This window comes from Lentzea sp. CA-135723, assembly GCF_050936595.1.
Lineage (GTDB): Bacteria > Actinomycetota > Actinomycetes > Mycobacteriales > Pseudonocardiaceae > Lentzea.
Map to the genome: position 1 here is coordinate 4,684,112 of NZ_JBNJMK010000001.1, position 20,693 is coordinate 4,704,804.

The 20,693-nt window shown below is 69.2% G+C and carries 20 protein-coding genes, 1 tRNA gene and 1 other RNA gene; 5 read left to right on the top strand and 17 right to left on the bottom strand.

Annotated features, from left to right (window positions below):
• The first annotated feature begins 10 nt into the window (after positions 1-10).
• A complete protein-coding gene (pip, locus tag ACQEU1_RS21115) occupies positions 11-952 on the top strand; it encodes a prolyl aminopeptidase (RefSeq protein WP_433204258.1) in 942 nt (313 codons plus the stop codon).
• On the opposite strand, the gene ACQEU1_RS21120 is transcribed toward pip, so the two are convergent.
• From ACQEU1_RS21120 to ACQEU1_RS21175, 12 genes are all read right to left on the bottom strand, one after another.
• Positions 949-1,371, bottom strand: coding sequence for an RICIN domain-containing protein (locus tag ACQEU1_RS21120; RefSeq protein ID WP_433204261.1), 423 nt, complete (start codon positions 1,369-1,371; stop codon positions 949-951). The two genes, pip and ACQEU1_RS21120, sit on opposite strands and share 4 nt — an antisense overlap.
• Before the next feature lie 51 nt (positions 1,372-1,422).
• On the bottom strand, positions 1,423-2,184 hold the full coding sequence (locus ACQEU1_RS21125) for a helical backbone metal receptor (RefSeq protein WP_433204264.1): 762 nt from the start codon (positions 2,182-2,184) through the stop codon (positions 1,423-1,425).
• The gene (gene npdG / locus ACQEU1_RS21130; RefSeq protein WP_433204267.1) at positions 2,184-2,849 is read right to left on the bottom strand and encodes an NADPH-dependent F420 reductase; all 666 of its coding nucleotides are present in this window, start codon (positions 2,847-2,849) and stop codon (positions 2,184-2,186) included. Before npdG ends, ACQEU1_RS21125 begins: the two co-directional genes overlap by 1 nt.
• Before the next feature lie 749 nt (positions 2,850-3,598).
• Positions 3,599-4,993, bottom strand: a complete 1,395-nt coding sequence (locus ACQEU1_RS21135; RefSeq protein ID WP_433211626.1) for an RNB domain-containing ribonuclease — start codon at positions 4,991-4,993, stop codon at positions 3,599-3,601.
• 36 nt (positions 4,994-5,029) lie between these two features.
• A complete protein-coding gene (locus tag ACQEU1_RS21140) occupies positions 5,030-5,224 on the bottom strand; it encodes a hypothetical protein (RefSeq protein ID WP_382440150.1) in 195 nt (64 codons plus the stop codon).
• Entirely contained in the window at positions 5,221-5,694 is a 474-nt protein-coding gene (locus ACQEU1_RS21145) for a hypothetical protein (RefSeq protein WP_433204270.1), read from the bottom strand. Before ACQEU1_RS21145 ends, ACQEU1_RS21140 begins: the two co-directional genes overlap by 4 nt.
• A gap of 18 nt (positions 5,695-5,712) precedes the next feature.
• Positions 5,713-6,711 (bottom strand): C40 family peptidase, encoded by a 999-nt coding sequence (locus tag ACQEU1_RS21150; RefSeq protein ID WP_433204273.1) that lies wholly within the window; start codon positions 6,709-6,711, stop codon positions 5,713-5,715.
• A gap of 3 nt (positions 6,712-6,714) precedes the next feature.
• On the bottom strand, positions 6,715-7,314 hold the full coding sequence (locus ACQEU1_RS21155) for a hypothetical protein (protein ID WP_433204276.1): 600 nt from the start codon (positions 7,312-7,314) through the stop codon (positions 6,715-6,717).
• A 12-nt stretch (positions 7,315-7,326) separates the two neighbouring features.
• Positions 7,327-9,192: a hypothetical protein gene (locus ACQEU1_RS21160; protein WP_433204279.1), complete on the bottom strand. Its 1,866-nt coding sequence runs from the start codon at positions 9,190-9,192 to the stop codon at positions 7,327-7,329.
• Entirely contained in the window at positions 9,189-12,002 is a 2,814-nt protein-coding gene (locus tag ACQEU1_RS21165) for an ATP-binding protein (RefSeq protein ID WP_433211629.1), read from the bottom strand. The genes ACQEU1_RS21160 and ACQEU1_RS21165 overlap by 4 nt, the downstream gene beginning before the upstream one ends.
• Before the next feature lie 19 nt (positions 12,003-12,021).
• Positions 12,022-12,492 carry a hypothetical protein gene (locus ACQEU1_RS21170; RefSeq protein ID WP_285647519.1) on the bottom strand — a complete coding sequence of 157 codons (471 nt, stop codon included), beginning with the start codon at positions 12,490-12,492 and terminating at the stop codon, positions 12,022-12,024.
• A 3-nt stretch (positions 12,493-12,495) separates the two neighbouring features.
• The gene (locus ACQEU1_RS21175) at positions 12,496-12,774 is read right to left on the bottom strand and encodes a hypothetical protein (RefSeq protein WP_285647521.1); all 279 of its coding nucleotides are present in this window, start codon (positions 12,772-12,774) and stop codon (positions 12,496-12,498) included.
• Positions 12,775-13,189: 415 nt separating this feature from the next.
• On the opposite strand from ACQEU1_RS21175, the gene ACQEU1_RS21180 reads away from it, so the two are divergent.
• On the top strand, positions 13,190-13,453 hold the full coding sequence (locus tag ACQEU1_RS21180) for a hypothetical protein (protein ID WP_382440156.1): 264 nt from the start codon (positions 13,190-13,192) through the stop codon (positions 13,451-13,453).
• 236 nt (positions 13,454-13,689) lie between these two features.
• On the opposite strand, the gene ACQEU1_RS21185 is transcribed toward ACQEU1_RS21180, so the two are convergent.
• The 3 genes from ACQEU1_RS21185 to rnpB all read right to left on the bottom strand — a co-directional run bounded on the left by ACQEU1_RS21185 (position 13,690) and on the right by rnpB (position 16,965).
• Positions 13,690-15,276 (bottom strand): DUF6345 domain-containing protein, encoded by a 1,587-nt coding sequence (locus ACQEU1_RS21185; RefSeq protein WP_433204283.1) that lies wholly within the window; start codon positions 15,274-15,276, stop codon positions 13,690-13,692.
• Between the two features lie 154 nt (positions 15,277-15,430).
• Positions 15,431-16,555: a threonine synthase gene (locus ACQEU1_RS21190; RefSeq protein ID WP_433204286.1), complete on the bottom strand. Its 1,125-nt coding sequence runs from the start codon at positions 16,553-16,555 to the stop codon at positions 15,431-15,433.
• Between the two features lie 17 nt (positions 16,556-16,572).
• An RNA gene (rnpB, locus tag ACQEU1_RS21195) (RNase P RNA component class A) lies at positions 16,573-16,965 on the bottom strand.
• Positions 16,966-17,056: 91 nt separating this feature from the next.
• Between rnpB and ACQEU1_RS21200 the strand changes: the two genes are divergently transcribed.
• Positions 17,057-17,578: an NAD(P)H-dependent oxidoreductase gene (locus ACQEU1_RS21200; protein WP_433204289.1), complete on the top strand. Its 522-nt coding sequence runs from the start codon at positions 17,057-17,059 to the stop codon at positions 17,576-17,578.
• Positions 17,579-17,581: 3 nt separating this feature from the next.
• Here the strand turns inward: ACQEU1_RS21200 and ACQEU1_RS21205 are convergent, their stop codons facing one another.
• On the bottom strand, positions 17,582-18,517 hold the full coding sequence (locus ACQEU1_RS21205; protein ID WP_433204292.1) for a DUF3103 family protein: 936 nt from the start codon (positions 18,515-18,517) through the stop codon (positions 17,582-17,584).
• 64 nt (positions 18,518-18,581) lie between these two features.
• Entirely contained in the window at positions 18,582-19,643 is a 1,062-nt protein-coding gene (locus tag ACQEU1_RS21210; protein ID WP_433211632.1) for a bifunctional RNase H/acid phosphatase, read from the bottom strand.
• Between the two features lie 65 nt (positions 19,644-19,708).
• On the opposite strand from ACQEU1_RS21210, the gene ACQEU1_RS21215 reads away from it, so the two are divergent.
• A tRNA-Leu gene (locus ACQEU1_RS21215) sits at positions 19,709-19,791 on the top strand.
• Between the two features lie 407 nt (positions 19,792-20,198).
• Complete coding sequence (locus ACQEU1_RS21220; protein ID WP_433204295.1) at positions 20,199-20,648, top strand: SHOCT domain-containing protein; 450 nt, start codon at positions 20,199-20,201, stop codon at positions 20,646-20,648.
• Positions 20,649-20,693: the final 45 nt, after the last annotated feature.

The window sequence follows — 20,693 nt, forward strand, 5'->3', positions numbered from 1 at the left end:
CCATAGGCCCATGTACCCGGAGATCGAGCCCCACTCGTCAGGCCATCTGGACACCGGTGACGGCAACCTCGTGTACTGGGAGGAGTGCGGCAACCCGGCCGGCAAGCCCGTGGTGTTCCTGCACGGCGGACCCGGCGGTGGCTGCTCGCCGTCCCACCGGCGGCTGTTCGACCCGTCCGCCTACCGGATCATCCTGTTCGACCAGCGCGGGTGTGGACGGTCGTTGCCGCACGCCGCCGTGTCCGGCGACCTGTCGTTGAACACGACCTGGCACCTGGTCTCCGACATGGAACTGCTGCGGGAGTCGCTGGGGGTCGACCGGTGGCTGGTGTTCGGCGGTTCCTGGGGTTCCACCCTGGCGCTGGCCTACGCCGAGACGCATCCGGCGCGGGTGTCCGAGCTGGTGCTGCGCGGGATCTTCACGCTGCGGTCGTCCGAAGTGGACTGGTACTACCGCGGCGGGGCGGCTCACCTCTTCCCCGACCTGTGGGAGAAGTTCACGGCTCCGCTGGCCGGGTCGTCCGGTGACCCCGTCGAGCTGTACGCGCGGCTGCTGGCCGATCCGGATCCCGCCGTGCACATGCCCGCGGCGGTGGCCTGGAGCACCTGGGAAGGGGCGACCGTGACGTTGCTGCCCCGGCCCTCGTTGGTGGCCGAGTTCGCCGAGCCGTCCTACGCGTTGGCGTTCGCGCGCATCGAGAACCACTACTTCCTGCACGGCGGGTGGTTCGAGGAGGGACAGCTGATCCGGGACGCCGGGCGGTTGAAGGACGTTCCCGGGGTGATCGTGCAGGGGCGGTACGACGTCGCGACTCCGGCGGTGTCGGCGTGGGACCTGCACCGGGCCTGGCCGGAGTCGTCGCTGGTGCTGGTGCCGGACGCCGGGCACGCCTACGACGAGCCCGGCGTCCTGGCCGCTCTGCTGGAGGCGACCGATCGGTTCCGCGACTAGCGCAGGCCGACCCACTTCGCGGTGGTGGTCGTGCAGTCGGCGACCGTCACCTGGGCGGTGAGGCACTTGTTGGTGCCGACGTTGCGGAGCTGGAACGACGTGCTGGTGCCGATCCGGCGCCAGCGCTGGGTTCCGCTCGTGGTGCAGGCCTGGGTGAGCACGTCGTTCGCGGCGGCGGCCAGGCACTTGTCGGTGGCCATGTTGTGCGGCCAGTCGACTCCCCCGCTGATCGGGACGATCCAGCGCTGGTCGTTCGCGATCTGGTTGCAGGGCTTGAGGACGACGTTGCCGCCGGTGTCGGCGAGGCAGCGGGTGGTGCCCGCCAGCTGGTAGGTCACCACCGGTTCGGCGCTGGCCGGGACGGCGGTGAGGGTGACGATGGCGGCGGCTGTCGCGATGATCGCGGCTGTTTTCCCCATGGGGTGGGATCTTGGCAGTGCGTTCCGGTTCGCGAATCCACCTGCGGTTCGTCAACCCTGGCCGTAGTCCAGTGCTCTGGTGAGACTGGCTTTTGCGGCTACGAGCGAAGGCCCGTACCAGGTGAGGTGCCGGCCGTTGACCAACGCGTACGGCAGGCCGGGGAAGCTCTCCGGGCCGTCCTCGTGGGTGAAGAGGTACGGCTCGTCGGGGAGGATCACCAGGTCCGGTTTCCTGGCGTTGAGCTGGTCGAGGGTCGGGCGCGGGTAGCGTTCTTCGTGGTGCGCGTACACGTTCTCGATGCCCAGCCTGCGCAGGACGTCGGTGGCGAACGTGTCGCGGCCCACCACGACCCACGGCCGTCGCCACACCGGGACGAGCGCGGTCAGCTTGGCCGGTTTTGCCTCCCGCCAGAGGTCTTCCGCGTCGGTCAGCCAGTCCGGGGTGACGTCCCAGGCCAGTTGGAAGAGCCTTTTCAGGGAGTCCAACGCCATCGGGACGGTCTTGGGGGCCTCGGTCACCCAGACGTTGACACCGTTGGCGCGCAGGCGTTCCACGTCCTCCGGGCGGTTCTCCTCTGAGTTCGCGATGACCAGGTCCGGGCGGAGGTCCAGGACCTTGTCGACGTCCGGGTACTTCGAACCGCCGATCCTCGGGACGTCGAGATCCGGCGGGTGGGTGCAGTAGTCCGTGGCGCCGATGAGGGTGGTGGGGACGGTGTGCGCGACGGCCTCGGTGATCGAGGGCACCAGGCTGACCACTCGCTGCGGCTGGTCCAGCGGGACCGGCTCACCGAGGTCGTCGGCGGGGAGCATCAGACTCCCGTGATCTTCAGGCCGGCGTGGGTCTTGTACCGGCGGTTGACCGCGATCAGGTTGGCGGTGAAGGCCTCGACCTGGTGGGCGTTGCGCAGCCGGCCGCCGTAAACGCCGCGGAAGCCCGGCACCAGCTCAGCCAGCTCGCGGACGGTGTCGGTGGCCTCGCGGTCGTCGCCGAGGACCAGGACGTCCATGTCCACTTCGGATACGCCCAGGTCGGCGAGCAGGACCGCGGAGACGTGGTGGAACGCGGCCGTGACCTTGGACTCCGGCAACAGCAGCTCGGCCTGCTGCGCCGCACTGCCCTCGGCGACGGGAAGGGCGAACGGACCCTGCTTGTCGAAGCCGAGCGGGTTCACGCAGTCGATGACGATCTTGCCGGCCAGCTGGTCGCGCAGGCTGGTCAGGAGGTCACCGTGACCGTCCCAGGGGACCGCGATCAGGACGATGTCGGAGTCGGCGGCGCAGTTCGCGTTGTCGGCGCCCCGAACATCACCGCCGGCTGCCTCCGTGATCTCCTTGGCGGCCAGTTCGGCCCGGTCGGCGCTGCGGGAGCCGATGATCACCTTGAGGCCCGCCTTGGCCCAGCGGATGGCCAGGCCCTTGCCCTGGGCACCGGTGCCGCCGAGGACGCCGACGGTGAGGTCCTTGATGTCAGTCACCCCTGCATCTTCACACGGGGTGGTTGTGTTCGTGCGGGTGCGGGTTGTGTTGGGGGGTTTCGTTGGGGGCGTCACGTTCCAGCGTTGGGGTCTGCTCGCCTTGCGTTGGTGGTTGCGTTGGGTGCAAAGAGTTTGACGAGCCGGGTCATTTCATCGCCGCTTCGCGTCGATAGAGATTGGGGCTTGACTTCGGGGCCCTTGCGAGGCGCTTGTCGGACCGGAAAAGGCCGGGCTGAAAAGAGGCCCGGCCGAGCCACAAGTGGTAGCACCTCGCACCCAAAGTCAAGCCCCAATCTCTTCGCGTGCGTGGCTGAGTTGAGAGGGCACGTCACCACACCGGCTTGACCGAGCCGAGAGGGAAGGACGCCTCGCCTTCGGCATTGCGTTGGGTCTTGGCTGGGCTCGGCTGCGCCATTGCCCTGAGCGCGCGCTCGGTCGGGCTCGCCTGCGGCTTCGCCAGGCCCTAAAGCCATCCTTGACCCGTCTTGCCTCACCCCGGTCTTGCCTCACCCCGGTCTTGCCTCACCCCGGTCTTGCCTTGACCCGTCTTGCCCGAGACCCGTCTTGGTTCGACCCGTCTTGCCCTCACCCGTTCCCGCGCGCTCGGCTACCTCGCCCAGATCGTTGCGTTCTGCTCCCTCGCCTCCCCAACCCGCGCGTCTTGCTCAGCCGGACTGTCGGACCCGCTGGGTACGTTGGGTCGCGGGGGATCCTGCGTGCGAGGGGACCCCTGCGTCAGCCTGCCGTCGTCAGGCGCGTTCGAAGCGCACCTTGCGGGCTGCCGGGTCCGCCTCCGCCAGGCGGACCGTGATGCGTTCGCCTTCCGGCAGGCGCTTGCCCGTGCACTTGGCGAGCACCGGTGGTTCGGTCACGTAGATCTCGGCCTCGTTGTCGCCCGAGCGGAGGACGGCTGCCTCGAACCGCTGGCCGATCCTGTCCGCCAGCACCCAGGCCTCGACCTGGTCGGTCGCCGCGCGGTCCACCTTCGAGGCGAGGGAGTCCGAGGAGCCCATCAGGGACGGGAGTTCCGGGAGGGCTTCTGCCAGCCAGGCTGGGAGGGGTTCGCCCGCGGACACCGCGAGGCAGACCTCGGTGGCGAAGCGGTCCACGAGGCGGCGGAGTGGGGCTGTCACGTGGGTGTACGGGGCCGCCACGCCCGCGTGGGTGGTGAGGTCGGGGACCTCGCCGTTGAACGCCGAGTAGCCCGCGCCCCGCAGGAGGCGGGTGGCGTCGGTGAAGAGCGCCAGGGCTTCCGGGGTGGTGGGGTCGAGGCCTGCCAGGAAGGCTCCCGGGGACTTGTCGGACGGCCAGTGGACCTTGAGGGCCGCCGCCGACTTGCGCAGGTCCTTCACCGCGGCCTCGTCCGGGGCGGGGAGGGTGCGGAGGACGCCCACCTCGGCCTTGAGCATGAGGTCCGCGGCGGCCATGCCGGTCATCAGGGAGATCTCGGCGTTCCAGGCGTCCACGTCGGCTCGGGGGCGGGCCACCAGCTTCCAGCCCGTGCCGTCCTGCTCGATCTCCTGCTCGGGGAGCTGGAGTTCGATGGCGCCCCTGGCCGTGGCGTAGGCGCGGCGCAGTGGGCCGAAGGCGGCCAGGGCCTCGATCGAGGGGTGCGGGGTGCCCGCGTCGAAGGCGGCCTGGACCGAGGCGTAGTCGAACTGCGCCGTCGAACGGACCAGGGCTCGGCGGACCGTGACCGTGGTGGGGATGGCGTCCGGGCCGCACTCGAAGGTCCACAGGACGGCCGGGCGGGTCACTCCGGGGAGCAGGGACGCGGCGCCTTCGGAGAGGACGGTCGGGTGCAGCGGGACGTTGCCGTCCGGCAGGTAGGTGGTCTGGCCCCTGCGGCGCACCTCGGCGTCGAGCGCACCGCCAGGCGTGACGAAGAGGCCCAGGTCGGCGATGGCGTAGTGGACCGTGAAGCCGTCACCGGTCCTGGCCACGTGGAGGGCCTGGTCGAGGTCCTTGGCGCCCGGTGGGTCGATCGTCACCAGCGGGATGGAGGTCAGGTCCTCGCGGTCTCCCGGGGGCCGGGAGACCGCCGACTCCGCTTCGGCCAGCACGTCCGCCGGGAAGACGGACGGCAGGCCGAACTCGGTGCGCAGGTCGTCGAAGGACAGGTCGGCACGGCCCGTGCGGATCACCTGGGTAGCCACCCGCACAGCGTAAGGAGCGAGGTACTAGTCCTCGTCGTCGCCGCGCCACTTCTTGTCGGACTCGTCGGCCGCCTTGGTCCGTTCCCTGGCGATCTCCAGGGCTCGGGCCGCGGTGGCCTCGTCCGGGTACGGGCCCATCCGGTCAGGGCCCTTGCACCCCTTGCCGTGCTCCACCGTCTGGTGGGTCAGGCAGAAGTACCACCCGCTCGTGTCACTCATCTGCGTTCGCCTCCCAAAGGCGCCGGGAATCCCCGCGGCGGCGTCGACTGGTTGGCGTTGGCGTACTCCGACGGGATCGGATCCAAACACGAGACCAGCACCGTGCGGTCTTCGGCGTTCTCGATCTTACGTCCGGAGCGGTCGCGGTAGACGAGGGAACCGTCGGAGTCGATCTCCATGATGGCGCCCACCTCGGCGAGCTGTTCCTCGTCGAGGTCGGCCAGCTTCTCGTAGCGGGACGGCACCACGCGGTAGACCGGCCACTTGAGGTGCCCGTACGTGCGGTGGAAGTCCGCGAGCAGGTGCACGAGGTGCTGCTGCCACGGCAACGGCATCGCCTCGGCCAGCGCCCGCGGGACCACCACGTAGTCGGGCGAGACTCCCGGAGCTCCGGCCGCCGTGTAGTCACGCACCGGTGTGCTCGACGCGGGTGGTCCGGAAGGCCTCGGGATGGGGTCGTGGTTGAACATGCAGCGCCTCCCCGCGATCTACACGCCCGGCCGGACGGCCAGCGGCATCAACTCGTAATAATCCCAGTTGATCTTGCTGATCTTCACGACATCACCCGTTTGAGGTGCGTGGATGTACTCGTCTCCGCCGAGGTACATGGCCACGTGGTGCACCGTCCGGGGGTTCGACGTGTCGGTCGCCCAGAAGATCAGGTCGCCTGCCTGGGCCTCGCGCACCGGAAGGTGGGCGCCGCCCTTCTCGTACTGGTCGTTCGCCACGCGGGGGATCTGCACGCCCGCCGCGCCGAACGCCTTCACCAGGATGCCGGAGCAGTCCCACGCGTCCGGGCCGTTGCCGCCCCACAGGTACGGCTCGCCCAGCTGCTGCTTGGTGAACTCGATGGCGATGCCCGCCGCGTTCGAGGCCAGCAGGAACTCCCCCGCGCCCGCGCCGCAGCCGGCCGGGTCGGAGATCTGGCCGAGCTCGCTCAGCAGGAAGGCCGCCATGGCCTCCCAGTTGTGGTAGCGGTCGGGGAACGCCGAGCGCTCGACGGCCTGCGCCGAGTCGCCGGGGCGCTTGTTCTCCCAGTCCGGCACCTTCAGCAGCACGTCGTAGAACTTGTTGATCGCGTACGTCGGGTCGGTCACCTCGGCAGGCGTGCCCCAGCCCATCGACGGTCTCATCTGGAAGATGCCGAGCGAGTCGCGGTCGCCGTAGTTCAACGGGCGCAGGCCCGACTCGGTCATGCCCGCCTGGATCGCGATCTGCCACGCGAGCGGCGGCAGCTTGCGCTCCTGGCCGATGGAGATGATGCGCCCGACGATGTTGCGCTGTTCGTCGTTGAGCCGGGACGCGTCGTTGCGCCCCTTGTCGCCGCCGCCCGCGTCCCACGGGCCGATGGCGGCGTTGCAGCTCATCCGCCGGAAGTCAGCTCCGATGGGGTTCGTGGAGTTGCTCACGACCTGCGTCACGCCCGACGTGGCCACCGCGACCACCACGACCGCGGCGAGGGCTCCCACCAGCAACATCAGGCGCATGGCTCAGTCCGCCTTCGTGTAGCTGTTCACACGCCACTCCTTGGACGGAGTCTTGACCAGCGTGATGACGACCTTGCCCGAGTCGGTGCCCACCTCGAAGTCGGCCGACGAGACGAACGACTTCTTCGCCGTGACCTTCTGGGTGATCTTGGTGGGCACGTTCTTGGGATCGATCGTGGCCATCTGCGCGAGGAACTCCTCCGTCGTGTACGGGCGGAGCTGCGCGAGCCACTTGTTCACGTCGTTGTCCGGCGGCGGCTTGATCCAGTTCTCCGCCCACAGCTCCGCGATCAGCTGCGCGTCGGCCTGCGGCGGCGCGGCGGACGCGGAGATCGACGGCGGCGGCTGCTTGGTCGGCAGCGAGGCACCGCTGCTGCCGGGCAGCTGGCCGACCTGGGTGCCCTGCGACGAGGTCGAGCTCTGGCCGGCCGCGTTCGGGTCGGCCGGCTTGCGGTCGAGGACCTTCGGGATGATCACGCCGAGCGCGACGACGAGCACCACGAAGATGATGATCGAGGCAGCCAGGTGCCGCGGGGAACGCAGCGGCCATCCCCACAGCCTGCGGTAGACCGCAGCACGGCCGCGGTTGGTACGGATCGGCACCTACGCCTCCCTTCAGTTGTCCCTGACTTCGAAACCGCGCGACGGTCGGTAGATCACGTGCACCGGACGCCCTGCCACCACTTCTGTCTCGGCCCTGCGAGGTTCCTGCACCGGAGCGGAGTAGGCGCTCGACCGCGACGGCACGAGCACCGCGTCGTCGACCCGGTCCCACTGCCGGTCGGTGATCGTCGGGCTGTCCACCACGCGCGACCGCGAGACGGGCAGCGCGGCGGGACCGGAGCCGGCGGGCAACGCGCCCACGCGGGTGCCTGAGCCGTTCGGACCGCTGACGATCTGACCGGGCTGGGCGTCGCGGTCGAGCCGCTGCGCCGTCGCCATGACCGGGCTGGACGCCTCCGGGCGCACCCGGCCGCGGCCGCGCTGCGGCACCTCTTCGCCGTCGGAGTCGTTGTCCCGCACGGACTCCCAGAACTCGTCCTGCGGCGTGGGGCCCTGCTGCTTCTTGCGGCCCATCATCTTCGACCAGACGCCGCCGCTCATCGGCAGGACGTTGCCGGCCGAGCCGACGGACATCTCGACCATCTGCCACATGCGCCGCAACGGTTTTCCGATGACGAAGCACACCAGGGTGAGCATCAGGCCCAGCAACGTCCTGGTGAGCAACGAGAGCCCGGTCGCGTTGAAGATCGCCTGGAGCAGCAGCGCGTGGACACCCGCGAGGACCGCGAGCACCAGCACGTTGAACACCGTCACGGCGGCCGCGCGCGCGACCTTGCGCAACAGGTCGTGGTGCAGCAACGCCACGAGACCGATCAACGGTCCGGCGAGCGTCAGGATGCGCAGCAGCAGCTGGGCGAGCAGCACGGCGGCCTTCGCGAACAGCTGGAACAGCGAGAACGCGATCGACTGCAGCAACGCCAGGAATCCCGCGCCGGTGCGGCTGCCGTCGGTGCCGTCGAAGTAGCCCTTGGCCGTGCCGAGCTGGGCTTCGAGCGCTTTCCACTCGGACTTCTTGGCGTCCAGGGCGGCCTGGTCGCCGTCCTTGCCCTCGGCGATCTCGGCCGTGGTCCACGCCTGGGTCTTGAGGATGCGCGGGCCGTACTCGGCGGCCTGCGGTGCCTCGGGCGTGCCGAACGCGCCGCGCAGCCAGCTCTGGTAGACGACGGCGTCGTGCAGTTTCGTCGGCAGGACGTGGAGCGTGCCTTGTTCTTCAGGCGCCTCGATGAACCCCGCCTGTATCTCCGATGTCTTGGAGACCAGTGTGTTGTCGAGGAGGTTGTAGAACTGGGGTAGGGCCAGGGTGGACGTCGCCAGCCACATGGCCGCCAACGCCCAGAGCCCGCGTTTGGAGATCGTGGCGAAGTCGCCGGTCCAGATCTGCCGGAACATCAGGATCGCGAGGATCAACGCCACCAGGCCGAACCAGCGCAGGTAGACGTTGTCGTAGACCTTCTGCACGCCGTTCTTCACGGCGTCGTCCAGCGGGACCAGCAGACCGCGGCCCATCACGGTGTAGTGCAACGCGTTCGTGGCGCCGACGATGTTCTTGCCGATGCTGAACAGCTCGTTGCCCGCCCACGTGTCGAGCGTGGCGTTGGCGTCGGGCAGCACGTTGCACTTGGAGTTGTAGTTGTGCCACACCATGCCCGCGTAGCCGTACTCGAGGTACGGCGAGCCGGGCAGGCCGTTGCCGACGGGCGGGTCGAGCGCGCCGACCATGCCCGCGCCGGGCCGTTCCGGATTTGGTGCCTCGCCACAGGTTTGGGCGTGCGCCATCGGGGCACCCAGCACCACTTGAAGCGCCAGGATCGCCGACACGAGGGTGAGCGACTTGGCGCGTGCTGACGCGCGCAGCGCGAACCGCCGCCTTGCCCAGAGCAAGGCGGCGATCGCGAGCACGATCGTCAGCGCCGTCATGCGCCGCCGTCCCGGTGGCGGTTGGAGCCGTCACCGTGGCTCACCAGGTGAGCCTCGTCCTCCGTGAGCCCTAGTTCCATGTCCGCCGCCAGTTCGTCGTCGATCTCGTCGGGCACGTAGGCGGGCGGCTGGGGAGCCGCGTGGTCTTCCGCCGGCACGAGTTCGGCACCGGTGTCGCCGCGCTTGGCGTCCGGCGTCGTGTCGAGGGCGTTGCGCAGGTGCTCGAGGTGCGGTCCGCTGAAGTCGATGCGGATCCGCTCCACACCACCGGCGCCGTCGCCGAAGATGAACTGACGGGGCGCGCGGTCGCGTTCGGTCGCGGTGCGCTCGCCACCGGGGCGGCGACCCAGCGACGCGACGACCTGCTCGTACCCGGCGCCGACCGGCACCTTGAGCAGCCGCAACGCGTCGGCCTGGGCCTGGTCGTCGTCGAGCCTGCCGACGAAGACCGAGTCGAGCAGGGCCACGAAGCCCTGGATCCTGAGGAAGTCGGCCGGGATCTGCGACGACAGCAGCACGCGGACGTTCCACTTGCGCGAGTCACGCGCGAAGCGGTTCATCAGCACGCGACCGGTCGGGACCTCGGAGAGGAAGAACGCCTCGTCGATCCAGACGCCCTTGCGGAGGTCCTTCGGCCGGTCGTAGATCGACCGCTGGGTGAGCCAGGCGGCGAGGTTCAGCATCTCGACGCCGAGCGCCTCCGCGTCCGTCCAGTGCTCGCGGCCGACGCCGTCCTTCGGCAGGTTGAGGCCCGCCATGGTGAGGACGGTCAGGCGGTCGTCGCGCTGTTCGTTGTACGGGTCGGCGTTCTCCTCGGGGATGAGCAACGACATGCGTTCGCGCATCTCGTCGAGGAAGTCCGCGACGACGACGGCGTGCTCGTGGTGCTCGGACGCGTCCCGGCGCAGCGCCTCGAAGACGAGACCGGGGTGGGCGTCGAAGCGGCCGCCGACCGTGCGGACGGCGCGCAGCAGCACGATGCGCGTCTGCGGGAGACGCGCGACCTCGAACGGCAGCAGGCCGGTGAGCACGTCCAGCACGAGACGGCGGCGGGTGGCGGCCGCGAGGGCCTTCTCCCGGCGCCAGGCCCGTTCGGGGTCGTCCTCGTCGAGGAAGTGCTCGATCATCGGCTCGGCGACCACCCGGTACGGGTTCAGGATGCCGGGCTGGGCGTTGAGCAGGTTGATCGGACGCGCGTACGGGCGCAGCTCCGGCAGTTCGCACAGCGCCGAGAGCGGGCCGGACGGGTCGAGCAACGTCCAGTGGGCGCCCGCGCGCAGGGTCTTGTAGACCATGCCGCCGCCGAGGAACGACTTGCCGGCACCCAGGCCCGCGACCATGGCCGTCAGACCCGAGGCGTCCCGGAGCTCCTGCGCCATCCACGGGTCCCACGCGACCGGGCGGCGGGTGGCCGTGACGGTCTCGCCCAGGAGGATCCCCCGGCGGTCACCGACCTCGGCCGTGGCCGTCGGCACGGCGGACGCGGCCCACAGCACGCTGCCGCGGCGCAGGTAGGCGCCGTTGGACAGCGGTTCGCCGGGGATGAACTCGCGGGCGATCGCGTACTGGGCCTCGGGGTGCTCGATCGCGACCTTCGGCTTGTACAGCTCCAGCAACGACTGGGCGAGCCGCAGGGCCTCGCGCTCGGTCGGGCCGGAGACGGCGAGCCGCCACCACGAGCGCACCCGGGTGCCGAGCGCGGTGAAGCCCGACGTCATCTCGTCGTCGATCTCCAGCACGCGGCCGGCCTGGCGGGCGAGCGACTGCGGCGGTTCGAGCTCGTGCTCGTCGGTGTAGTGGCGGACCTGCGAGCGGACCTTGCTCATCTGCCGCGACAGCTCACCCGACACCTCTTCGGGCTTGCGCACGTAGATGCGGGCGGACCACTCGACGCTGGCCGGGAGGCGGTCGGCGCGCTGCACCCACGGGTCGTCGACCTCGGGGATCTGCAGGCCGTGCATCAGGCCGACCGTGAGCACGGCGACGTGCCGCTTGATGCCCGCGTTCGAGCCGGTGCGGCCCCTGACCGTGACGGTCGGCGAGTAGGGCTCCTGGTGGAAGTCCGCGGCGTCGGTGAACGACGCCAGGTCCTCCGGTTCCCACGCGGCACCCGGCACGGCGGGCATGTTGCGCGGCGCGGGCAGGCCCAGCGAGCACGACCGGTGCATCAGCCAGGACATCTCCTCGGCCGTCGCGGGACGGCCTTCGAGCCCGGCGGACCCGATGACCTGGTCGAGGTGCTCGACCTCGGAGTCCAGCGCCACCAGCTCGGCGTCCACGGCGTCCGGGAAGACCTTGCGCAGCACGGGGGCGGCGCGTTCGACGGCGCGGTCCATCATGTTGCGGGTCTGCACCTGGACGCCCAGGTAGACCTCTTTCTCCGCCATCGAGCGGCCCATCAGCTGCTGCTGCTCGCCGACCATGTAGTCGTCGAACGACAGCGTGCCGGGGGTGTCCGGCAGGCGCTTGACGGCGTTGTGCACGTGCGCCTCTGCCCACATGCGGATCGGGTACGGCCGCGTGGTGACCCGCAGGTGCATCCAGCGGCCCTGCAGCTCGGCGTACTGGCCAGCGATGGCGGCGATCAGGTCCTGGCGCTGCGAGTCGCTGCGGAACGACCAGCGCTGCGGCGCGAGCCGGTACCAGGCGTAGACCTCCTGGCCGGTGCGCAGCAGGTGACCGTCGATGCTGCGGGCGCTGATCGACGGCGTGTAGCTCGGCACGGCCTGCTCGCCGGGCAGGCGGCGGCCGCGCTTCGAATATGCGGCCCTGTCACGCTCACGGGGGTCGGCCGCGGCGTGCTGGGCGATGTGCTGAGCTGCGCGACGGTCACGGTCTCGCCGGCGTCCGAACACCGCGAACCTCCTTCTTACGGCTGTCTGGCGTCCGGCGGGGCTGGGCCTGCTGTCTCGCCCGTTGTTTCTTGCTCAACTTGGGACGAGGCCGCTGCGGGGTGACCCGGATCCGGGCGGCACTGGCCGCTCCGCCGGTACTGGCCGTGCGCTCTCGAGGTGCGGTGAGCTCGCGGACCCACATCGACATGACGGCCGTGAGGGGCCGTTCATGACTGATCCGCTGGGTGATGAACCTGGTGAGGATGATCGTCGCGACGAGGGCCCACGCGGTCGAGAAGAACCCGAACCCGACGCCCATCTGCCGTTCGATCGTGAGTACGACGAGGAAAACGACGATCCCGACGCCCCACGCGACGTATCGCGCGCGCCAGGGAAATGTCGCTTTGGGCGGACCGAGCCAGACGGCGTCGACCCGGTAGACCTCGTCGTCGGTGCGAACCCGCACGTGTCAGCCTCCGACGAACAAACCGGCGAGCCACTGGCCGATGTTCGCGCCGGCGTCGGTCGTGACGGCCAGGCCGATGATGGCCAGCGCGACGATCACACCACCGAGGCGGCGCATGACGCCCGCGTTGTCGCCCTTGCCACCTCCCAGCCAGAGCAGGAGCAGCGCGACCGTGAGCAGGAGCAACGGGACGATGTTGTCCAGAATCCAGGTCCGGACGTTGCCTGTGCCCGGCACCTGCGGCTGCTGCTGAGCGAGTGTCACCAGGTCCATGGCGGTCATTTCTTACTCCAGAGTGCGCTGGGGCTTGCGCTACGAGTAGAACACGAGTTCGTCACGACGTGTGGGGCTGTTGCTGCGGGGTGTAGATCATCTGGCCGTTCCCCCTGGGAGGAATTACGTCTAATCTGGCCGACACATCATCACTGAGGAGAGGTCAGTGGGGAACACCCGGATGAAGATTCTCTCCGTCGCTGGCAAGGTTCACCCGACTGCGAACGCCCTGGTCACCCACAGTGCGTGCGTCTCAAACACGCGCACGTGTACACCCATGTGAACGCCCTGATCGGCCGGTTCACGACCCGTGCGCGGGCGCGTTCCGGAGCCACGACTGCGAGGAGATCCGTTCATGCTCGAACCTGACCTCGTGCCGGATGGAAGTGTGGACGGAATCACAGCCTCCCCTAGTGCTCCAGGCGTGGACGAGCCTACCGGGCAAGGCACGCAATCCCGGCGCCGGGTCCAGCGGACGATCAACTTCGACCGCGAGGTGCTGGAACGGGCGCGGGCGGCGGCCACGTACCTGTCCAGTTACGAGCCGCAGGCGGGGGTGCGGTCGCTCGCGGACATCGTGAATCCGGCCGTGCTGGCGTACGTGACGGAGTTGGAGGAGCTCTACAACGCCGGGGAACCGTTCCGGCCCGTGCTGCGCATGCCGTCGGGGCGTCCGGCGAACCGGTGAAGCCCGGCGACCGTCGTGGCCGGTGACCGCCCAGGCTCCCGGCTGACGCGGACCGCGGCGGCAGAGGTTCGGGCAGAGCGCCGCTCCAGCGAACGACGCGAAACCCCCGAAAAGCGATCCCGCCGGGCGCCCGTCGTCCACCTTCTTGAACGCGTCGCACCCGCCACGTCCCGCGAACCGGTGAAGCCCGGCGACCGTCGTGGCCACCGGGCTGCACCGCGCGTGCCGTTCAGGGCCTAGCTGGCCCCGGTGATCCTCCAGAACCACCCGGTCGAGGCGTAGTCGGGCCCGACAGAGCCCTTGCCCCAGAAGTAGTCGTCGAAGTTGCCCAGCCCACCGCTCGCCGGCAGGTAGACGCCCATCGTGGCCCACCGGACCTGCGCCGGCTGGGTGTCGATGCTGGCCTGCGCCCACGCGTCGCGGACCTTCATCGGGTTGTTCCACCACAGGAACGGCGACCGCCACATGTAGTGGCCGAACTTGCCGCCGTGGTTCGACGAGTTGTAGCTGACGGTCGTGAAGCTGTTGATCTGGTGCAGGCCCCGGAACGCCTGGCCCCAGCGCTGCGCCCAGCTCTGGCCGCCGGTGGTGTCCTCCAGGACCAGGCAGGTGAAGAGGCTCATCCACTCGACGTCGTTGTTGCCCCAGCGCGCCTCGGTGTTGGCGAGCTTGGTGTCGTTGTGGTTGGAGCAGCCGGTGAAGTAGAAGCCGGTGCCGCTGCCGTGGCCCTGCCAGTAGGTGAGGTCGACGTCGTCGGCCCACTGCGTGTCCTGGCCGCCCGCGAACGCCGGGTCCTTGAAGTCGCTCTCCCAGGCGTTGCCGTCGGTCCAGCTGAACGAGCGCGAGATGCCGTGGCTGCTCGCCTCGGTGTTGAACGTGCCGATGTTGGCGACGGTGTTGGGCAGGCCCGAGCAGTTGCCGGTGCCCTCGCTGCCGACCTGGGTGCCGGTGGCCTGCGTCTTGAACTGGGCGTCGGGGCGCGGTTCCTGGACCGGGCCCGGCTGCGGCAGTTCGGCGCCGACCGCGGCGGGCAGGGTGATGGCCTGCGGGGCGCCACCGTCGGCGGTGCGGCCGGTGCAGCGGAACGACGGCTCGACCTTGTCGGTCTTCTCCTCCAGCGGCGCGGCCACGTAGACGTAGTTCACGTCGGCCTTGACCTCGGCGCCCAGGTACTTCTGGCACAGCTTCGCGCCGTAGGCGAGGTCGTTGACCTTGACCGTGCCGGCCTTCTCGTAGCCGCGGGCGGCGTGGCTGACCGCCGTGACGCCCTGCGCGTCGAACGACACGCGGATGTTCGCTCCCTCGCCCTCCAGCGGGATGCCGCCGAGCTGGAACGTGTACGAGACGCTCGTGTCGAGGTTGGCCGTGAGTGCGTTGCGGCCGTTGGGGTCCGCGAGCTCGAACGTCGTGTACTGCGCGGTCGGCGTGGCGTTGGCGGGCAGGACCCCCGCCGCCCTCAGGCCTTCCTGCGCGCGCTTGGCGGCTTCCTCCGTCGGGATCGTGCGGATGCGCTTGATCGCCTCGGTGTCGAGAGCGGTCTGGGTGGTGGCGTTGCCGTCCTCGTCCTCCTTGCCGCGTCCTTTGTCGACGGTCGGCAGGTACTGGTAGCGCTGCTCGTCCGCGAAGGACACGGCGCCGGCTTCCGATCTCTGGACGTCTTTGAGCCCGAACGCTCTTTGCAGCTTCTGCGCCTGCTCCTGGTCCAGACCCGAGCTGGTCACCCCGTAGACGGGCAGCTCCGTCGCGTCGGCGGTCGCGATCCCGGCCGCTCCCGCGGTGACGAGGCCGGACAGGGCCAGCACCACCGTCAGCTTGCGTTGCATGTCTGTTCCCTCCCTTGGGGACGGCCGGCTGCAGGGGCCGGCCGTCTGACAGGAGGATGTGGAGCCGTTCGCGGTGATACCGAGAGTGGCCAGTCGCGACGGCCGTACCACTCGAACGGCCGAAATTCTGTAACACCCTTGGGGCAGCAGCGAACTAGAGGCGGACAGCTGGGTACTTGATGCCCGCACCGGTGTTCAGCACGACCACTTCGTCTTGCGCGTTTAGCCATCCGTTAGCGCGCAACGCCCGTACGGCGCTGATCGTCGCGGCGCCCTCAGGGCACAGGAACGTGCCTTCGAGCCGTGCGGTCTCGGCGCGGTCGTGGGCGATCTGTTCGTCCGTGACCGCGATCGCCGTGCCATTCGTCTCCCTGATGGCACGCAGGATGATGAAGTCCCCCAACGGTTTCGGCACGTTGATCCCGAACGCGTCGGTGTACGCGCCGTCCCAGAAGGCCGACTCCTCCCGGCCCTCGTCGAACGCCTTCACGATCGGCGCGCACCCGGTGGACTGCACCGCGACGAGCCGCGGCAGCTTGCCGGTGATCCACCCGAGCTCGCGCATCTCGCCCAGCGCCTTGTGGATCCCGATCAGACCGACGCCGCCACCGGTCGGGTAGATGATCACGTCCGGGACGCGCCAGCCGAGCTGCTCGACGATCTCGTACCCCATGGTCTTCTTGCCTTCGATGCGGTACGGCTCGCGCAGCGTCGACGCGTCGAAGAGGTCCACGTCCGCGATGGCCTTGCCGGCGTCCGCGATGGTGCCCGGCACGATCCTGAGCTCCGCGCCACTCGCCTCGACCTCCTCGCGGGTGATCAGCGGCGCGTCCTCCGGCATCGCGATGACGCTGCGCAGGCCCGCCCGTGCCGCGTACAGGGCCCAGGCGGCGCCCGCGTTGCCGTTGGTCGGCATCTTGATGCCCTCGATGCCGAGCTCCCTGGCCCTGGCGACGCCGACGGCGGCACCTCGGGCCTTGAACGAGCCGGTCGGGATGAGCGACTCGTCCTTCATCAGCACGGTCGCGTCGAGTGCGCGGCTGATCGACGGCAACGGCACGAGCGGGGTCATGCCCTCGCCGAGGCTGAACGCCGGGTCGGGGTCGCGGACCGGCAGCACGTCCCGGTAGCGCCACAGCGAGTTCTCGGCCGTGGGGCGGTTCACGCGCGTGAGGTCGTACCGGGCGAGCAGCGGCGACGCGCACTCGTGACAGAGGTTCTGGACGGCGTTGGCGTCGTGTTCGCGGCCGCAACGGGCGCATTCCAGATGCGAGAGCATGACTTCATGCATACAGGCGGATGAGCCGGCATGTAAGCCGGATCCTGTTCGTGGAACCGAGGTCCCAGTCGGCGGCCATCCATCTGGGCCTGCCGTTGCCGACAGGCTCTAGCGGCCTACCCGCGAGCATCGGGCGGGCAGCCCTCGAACGCTCGCGCAGGCACCTCCCCTTTCGGTCGGGTGCCCTCTTGGCCTTGCTCCGGGTGGGGTTTACCTAGCCGCCCCAGTCACCTGGGGCGCTGGTGGTCTCTTACACCACCGTTTCACCCTTACCGCGGCTCGCGCCGCGGCGGTCTGCTTTCTGTGGCACTGTCCCGAGGGTCGCCCCTGGTTGCCGTTAACAACCACCCTGCCCTATGGAGTCCGGACTTTCCTCGACACTCGCGTGCCGCGGCCGCCCTGCCGACTCATCCGCGGACCGAGGATATCCCAGCGTCTGGAACCGGTTGTCCGCCGGTGCGGACGTTGGTTGACTCACGACGACCTCAGGGGGTGCCCCGCATGTCCGATGTGCTGATCATCTCGGCCGCGCCGTCCCACGCCGCGCCGACCGGTGTCGTCGTGGAGCACGTGGCCGAGGTGCTGCGGACGGCAGGGCACCGCGTGTCGTTGCTCGACGTCCGTTCCTTGCCCACGTTGTCGCTGCTCACCGAGGACCTGCGTGATCCGGAGATCGCGGAGGCGGTGAGCAGCGTGCTGTCGGCGGACGGCGTGGTGGTCGCTTCGCCCGTCTACCGCGCCGCCTACAGCGGGCTGGTCAAGGCCCTCCTCGACCTCCTGCCGAAGAAGGCCCTGCGGGGCCGCGCCGTGCTGCCGCTGGCGACCGGCGGCAGCCAGGGGTTCCTGGTGGCGATGGACTACGCACTGCACCCGTTGCTCGCGGCCAAGGGCGCGGACCAGGTGGTGCGCGGGGAGTTCGTGCTGGACCAGAACGTCGGGTCCGCCGAGTCGGCCGCCGCGCTGGAGGCGGCGGCCGACCGGTTCGGCGCTGCGCTGACCCCGCGGCTGCGCAAGGTCAGCTGATTTTCACAGCTCGCGGACGAAGTAGGGCCGCGTGTCCATCCAACCCCGGCCTGACGCGCCGTTGAGGACGCCGCCGCCCTGCTCGGACAGGGTGTACCAGGACTCGACGTAGTCGGGGTCGTCGGTGTACCAGCTGTCCGGGATGGCGTCGAGCACGGCGCTGACCAGCGGGATGTACGCGCCTCCGTCCACAATGGTCAGCAACGCGGCGGCCAGTGCCTGGGCGAGTGCCTTGTAGTTCGTGTCGCCGTCGTCCTCCATCAGGACCACGTCGGCGAGGTCGTACTTGTAGTTGTTCCAGTGCACCAGCAGCTGGTTCGGGGAGTACGTCGTGTTCTCGTCGTCGAGGTACGGCATCGTGACGGGGTCGACCCTGACCTTGCCGTCCAGCCCGAACCCGGACACCAGCGCGAAGATCTCCGCGTCGCCCTTGAACCAGGGTTCCTGCACGTCGCTGACGCTGATCCTGGTGACCTGCGTGGCCCAGTAGCCGGCGAGCTGCCTGGTCTGCTCGGTCGGCATCGCCTGCTTGATGACGTCCATGCCGCGTTGCACGGCCCGTTCGACGTCGATGTCGACGATGGTCAACGGCTGGTTCGGCTCGTGCGCGGTCGTCAGCTCGTGCACGTCACCGTTGCGGTCGTACGCCTTGATGGTCTTGGCGTTGTCGTCGTCGGGGGCGGCAGCGACGAGCCGTTCGCCGTTGTTCGTGCCGGCGTGGCGGAAGGTGACCAGCCCCTTGCCGTTTTGCAGCCCCTTGGCCTTGGCGATCTGCCGTTCGGCTTCGGCGACGTCGCTCTTCCGGATGGCGACGGCGCGGGCGAGGCCGTCGAGGATCTGGCTCACGGTCTGGGGCGCCGCTGCCGCCGTGCCGGTGGGCAGGGCGGCAGCGACCAAGGTCAGGACCACGAGAGTTGCGCGCAGGGTGTTGGCTCTCATGTCTCCGGATCGTGGAGCGCTCCTCGGTCCTGAACAAGCCGCCGATCGACTACTTAACCCCAGGTCAACCCAGGTGCGAGGTGTCGTTCACCAGCTTCACCGAAGCGTGCCCGTCCGGGTAGAACTCGGCGATCGACACCCCCGTCAGGTCGAGGTGCATCCGGAAGAGGAACTGCGGCCCGACGTCCAGCGCCTGCCGGAGCATCGTCTTGATCGGCGTGACGTGACTGACCAGCACCAACGTCTTGCCGCCGTACCGCGAGATGATGTCGGTCCGCGCCCTCCGGACCCGCGCGTGCACCTCGTCGAAGCTCTCGCCGTTGGGCGGCTTCTGCGCCGTGTCGCCCAACCACCGCCGATGCACCTCGGGGTCGCGTTCGGAGGCTTCGGCGAACGTGAGCCCCTCCCAGTCGCCGAAGTCGGTCTCGATCAGCCCCTGGTGCGTCACGACCTCGAGCCCGATCTTGTCCGCGAGCTTCTGCGCCGTCTGCTGGGCCCGCTGCAACGGCGACGAGATGATCCCGGCAATCCCGTCCACAGTAGACAGCCTCCGTGCCGCCTTCTCCGCCTGCTCCAGCCCTGTTTCGGTCAGCGGGTGATCCCCGCGCCCGGAGTACCGCCGATCCACGGACAACCTCGTCTGCCCGTGCCGCAACAGGATGATGCGCGTGGGCTCCCCCACAGCTCCACTCCAATGAGGCTGCTTCGCCCCCTCGGCCTTCTGGGGTTTGGTCTCGCCGTCCATGGCCTCGTTGGCGAGCCGGTCGGCCTGCTTGTTCCGCTCGCGCGGAATCCACTCGTAGGTGACCCGCCCCAGCCCGCCCGCGACCTCCCGAGCCTCGCGGTGGAGCGGCTGCATCGACGGGTGCTTGACCTTCCACCGCCCGGACATCTGCTCGACGACGAGCTTGGAGTCCATCCGAACGTCAACGCTCTCCGCACCGAGCTCCACCGCGGCCCTGAGCCCCGCGATCAGCCCCTGGTACTCGGCAACGTTGTTGGTCGCGACCCCGATGAACCCCTTGCGCTCAGCCAACGTCTCGCCGCTGAGCTTGTCCCGCACCACCGCGCCGTACCCGGCAGGCCCGGGGTTGCCACGCGACCCGCCATCGGCCTCGACGATCACCTTCACGGCCCGATCGTAACCCCGCGTTCAGACCCCTTCCGGCACCCTGTATTCTGTTCACGCAAGTCTGGGTGGCGGAATGGCAGACGCGCTAGCTTGAGGTGCTAGTGCCCGTAAGGGCGTGGGGGTTCAAGTCCCCCCTCGGACACAAGATGAACCCCCACGGGGTTGATGGAGACATCAGCCGCGTGGGGGTTTTTGCTTGTACCGAACTTGCAGGTCCATCCCCTCGCACAGCTCTTCCAGCCTCGTCGGCGCTGACGTCGCCTATTGGCTCGATCGCCGCGCAGATCTCGACTACGTCCACCCCAGACCGGCGCCGAGACGTTGCTCGGGCCATTCGTGACCCTGGTCAGCTTCGCTTCCGCATCCGACATGCGTTTCGCCAACGCGGCAGCGGTCCTGGCCAGCGACGGTGTGCATCCAAGGCAGGTGTGCCGCGGATTACTCGCGCGTACCGGGCGCAGCACTCAACACCAACCTGATGGGTAACCGATGCGCTGGTCTTCGCGATGTTCAACCATCGGGGTCGCGGCGACAGGATGGAGACCGGCAATGACGAGAGCGCAGAGCCACGGGCTGGGCATTGGGAACGGAAGCATCATCGATCACGGTGATGGCATCATCGAGTACCGGCAGACCGGCAAGCTGCTCCCGGCATTCAGGGTCAACATCGCCGACGTCACCGGGTTCTCAGTGCGCAAGGCGACCCGGCAAGACCGGAAGAATGGCGCGAGCGCGCTCCAACAAATGCTGACGGTGCAGGGCAGCGGGACAGAACTTGCAAGTTGCCCGGTCAACCACGGGACTTCAGCGAAGATCGAGGCTTGGATCCGCGCGCATCCGTCCTTTCGCGGAAACATGCCCCAGAGCACGCCAGGCGTAACGCAGGGCACATCGCCGAGCACCATCGCGGATGATCTCGCAAAGCTCGCACGGCTGCGCGACGACGGGGTCTTGTCAGAGGAAGAGTTCGCCCAGGCGAAGGCGAAACTGCTGCACTGACCTCGACAGCACCTGACCAGCCCGGAATCAGCCGGACCCGAACCA

Excerpts from the sequence above, each read along its gene's own strand:
- pip (WP_433204258.1), top strand. The coding sequence starts at position 11 with ATGTACCCGGAGATCGAGCCCCACTCGTCAGGCCATCTGGACACCGGT.
- ACQEU1_RS21120 (WP_433204261.1), bottom strand. The coding sequence starts at position 1,371 with ATGGGGAAAACAGCCGCGATCATCGCGACAGCCGCCGCCATCGTCACC.
- ACQEU1_RS21125 (WP_433204264.1), bottom strand. The coding sequence starts at position 2,184 with ATGCTCCCCGCCGACGACCTCGGTGAGCCGGTCCCGCTGGACCAGCCG.
- ACQEU1_RS21140 (WP_382440150.1), bottom strand. The coding sequence starts at position 5,224 with ATGAGTGACACGAGCGGGTGGTACTTCTGCCTGACCCACCAGACGGTG.
- ACQEU1_RS21145 (WP_433204270.1), bottom strand. The coding sequence starts at position 5,694 with ATGTTCAACCACGACCCCATCCCGAGGCCTTCCGGACCACCCGCGTCG.
- ACQEU1_RS21150 (WP_433204273.1), bottom strand. The coding sequence starts at position 6,711 with ATGCGCCTGATGTTGCTGGTGGGAGCCCTCGCCGCGGTCGTGGTGGTC.
- ACQEU1_RS21160 (WP_433204279.1), bottom strand. The coding sequence starts at position 9,192 with ATGACGGCGCTGACGATCGTGCTCGCGATCGCCGCCTTGCTCTGGGCA.
- ACQEU1_RS21175 (WP_285647521.1), bottom strand. The coding sequence starts at position 12,774 with ATGACCGCCATGGACCTGGTGACACTCGCTCAGCAGCAGCCGCAGGTG.
- ACQEU1_RS21185 (WP_433204283.1), bottom strand. The coding sequence starts at position 15,276 with ATGCAACGCAAGCTGACGGTGGTGCTGGCCCTGTCCGGCCTCGTCACC.
- ACQEU1_RS21190 (WP_433204286.1), bottom strand. The coding sequence starts at position 16,555 with ATGCTCTCGCATCTGGAATGCGCCCGTTGCGGCCGCGAACACGACGCC.
- ACQEU1_RS21200 (WP_433204289.1), top strand. The coding sequence starts at position 17,057 with ATGTCCGATGTGCTGATCATCTCGGCCGCGCCGTCCCACGCCGCGCCG.
- ACQEU1_RS21205 (WP_433204292.1), bottom strand. The coding sequence starts at position 18,517 with ATGAGAGCCAACACCCTGCGCGCAACTCTCGTGGTCCTGACCTTGGTC.
- ACQEU1_RS21220 (WP_433204295.1), top strand. The coding sequence starts at position 20,199 with ATGACGAGAGCGCAGAGCCACGGGCTGGGCATTGGGAACGGAAGCATC.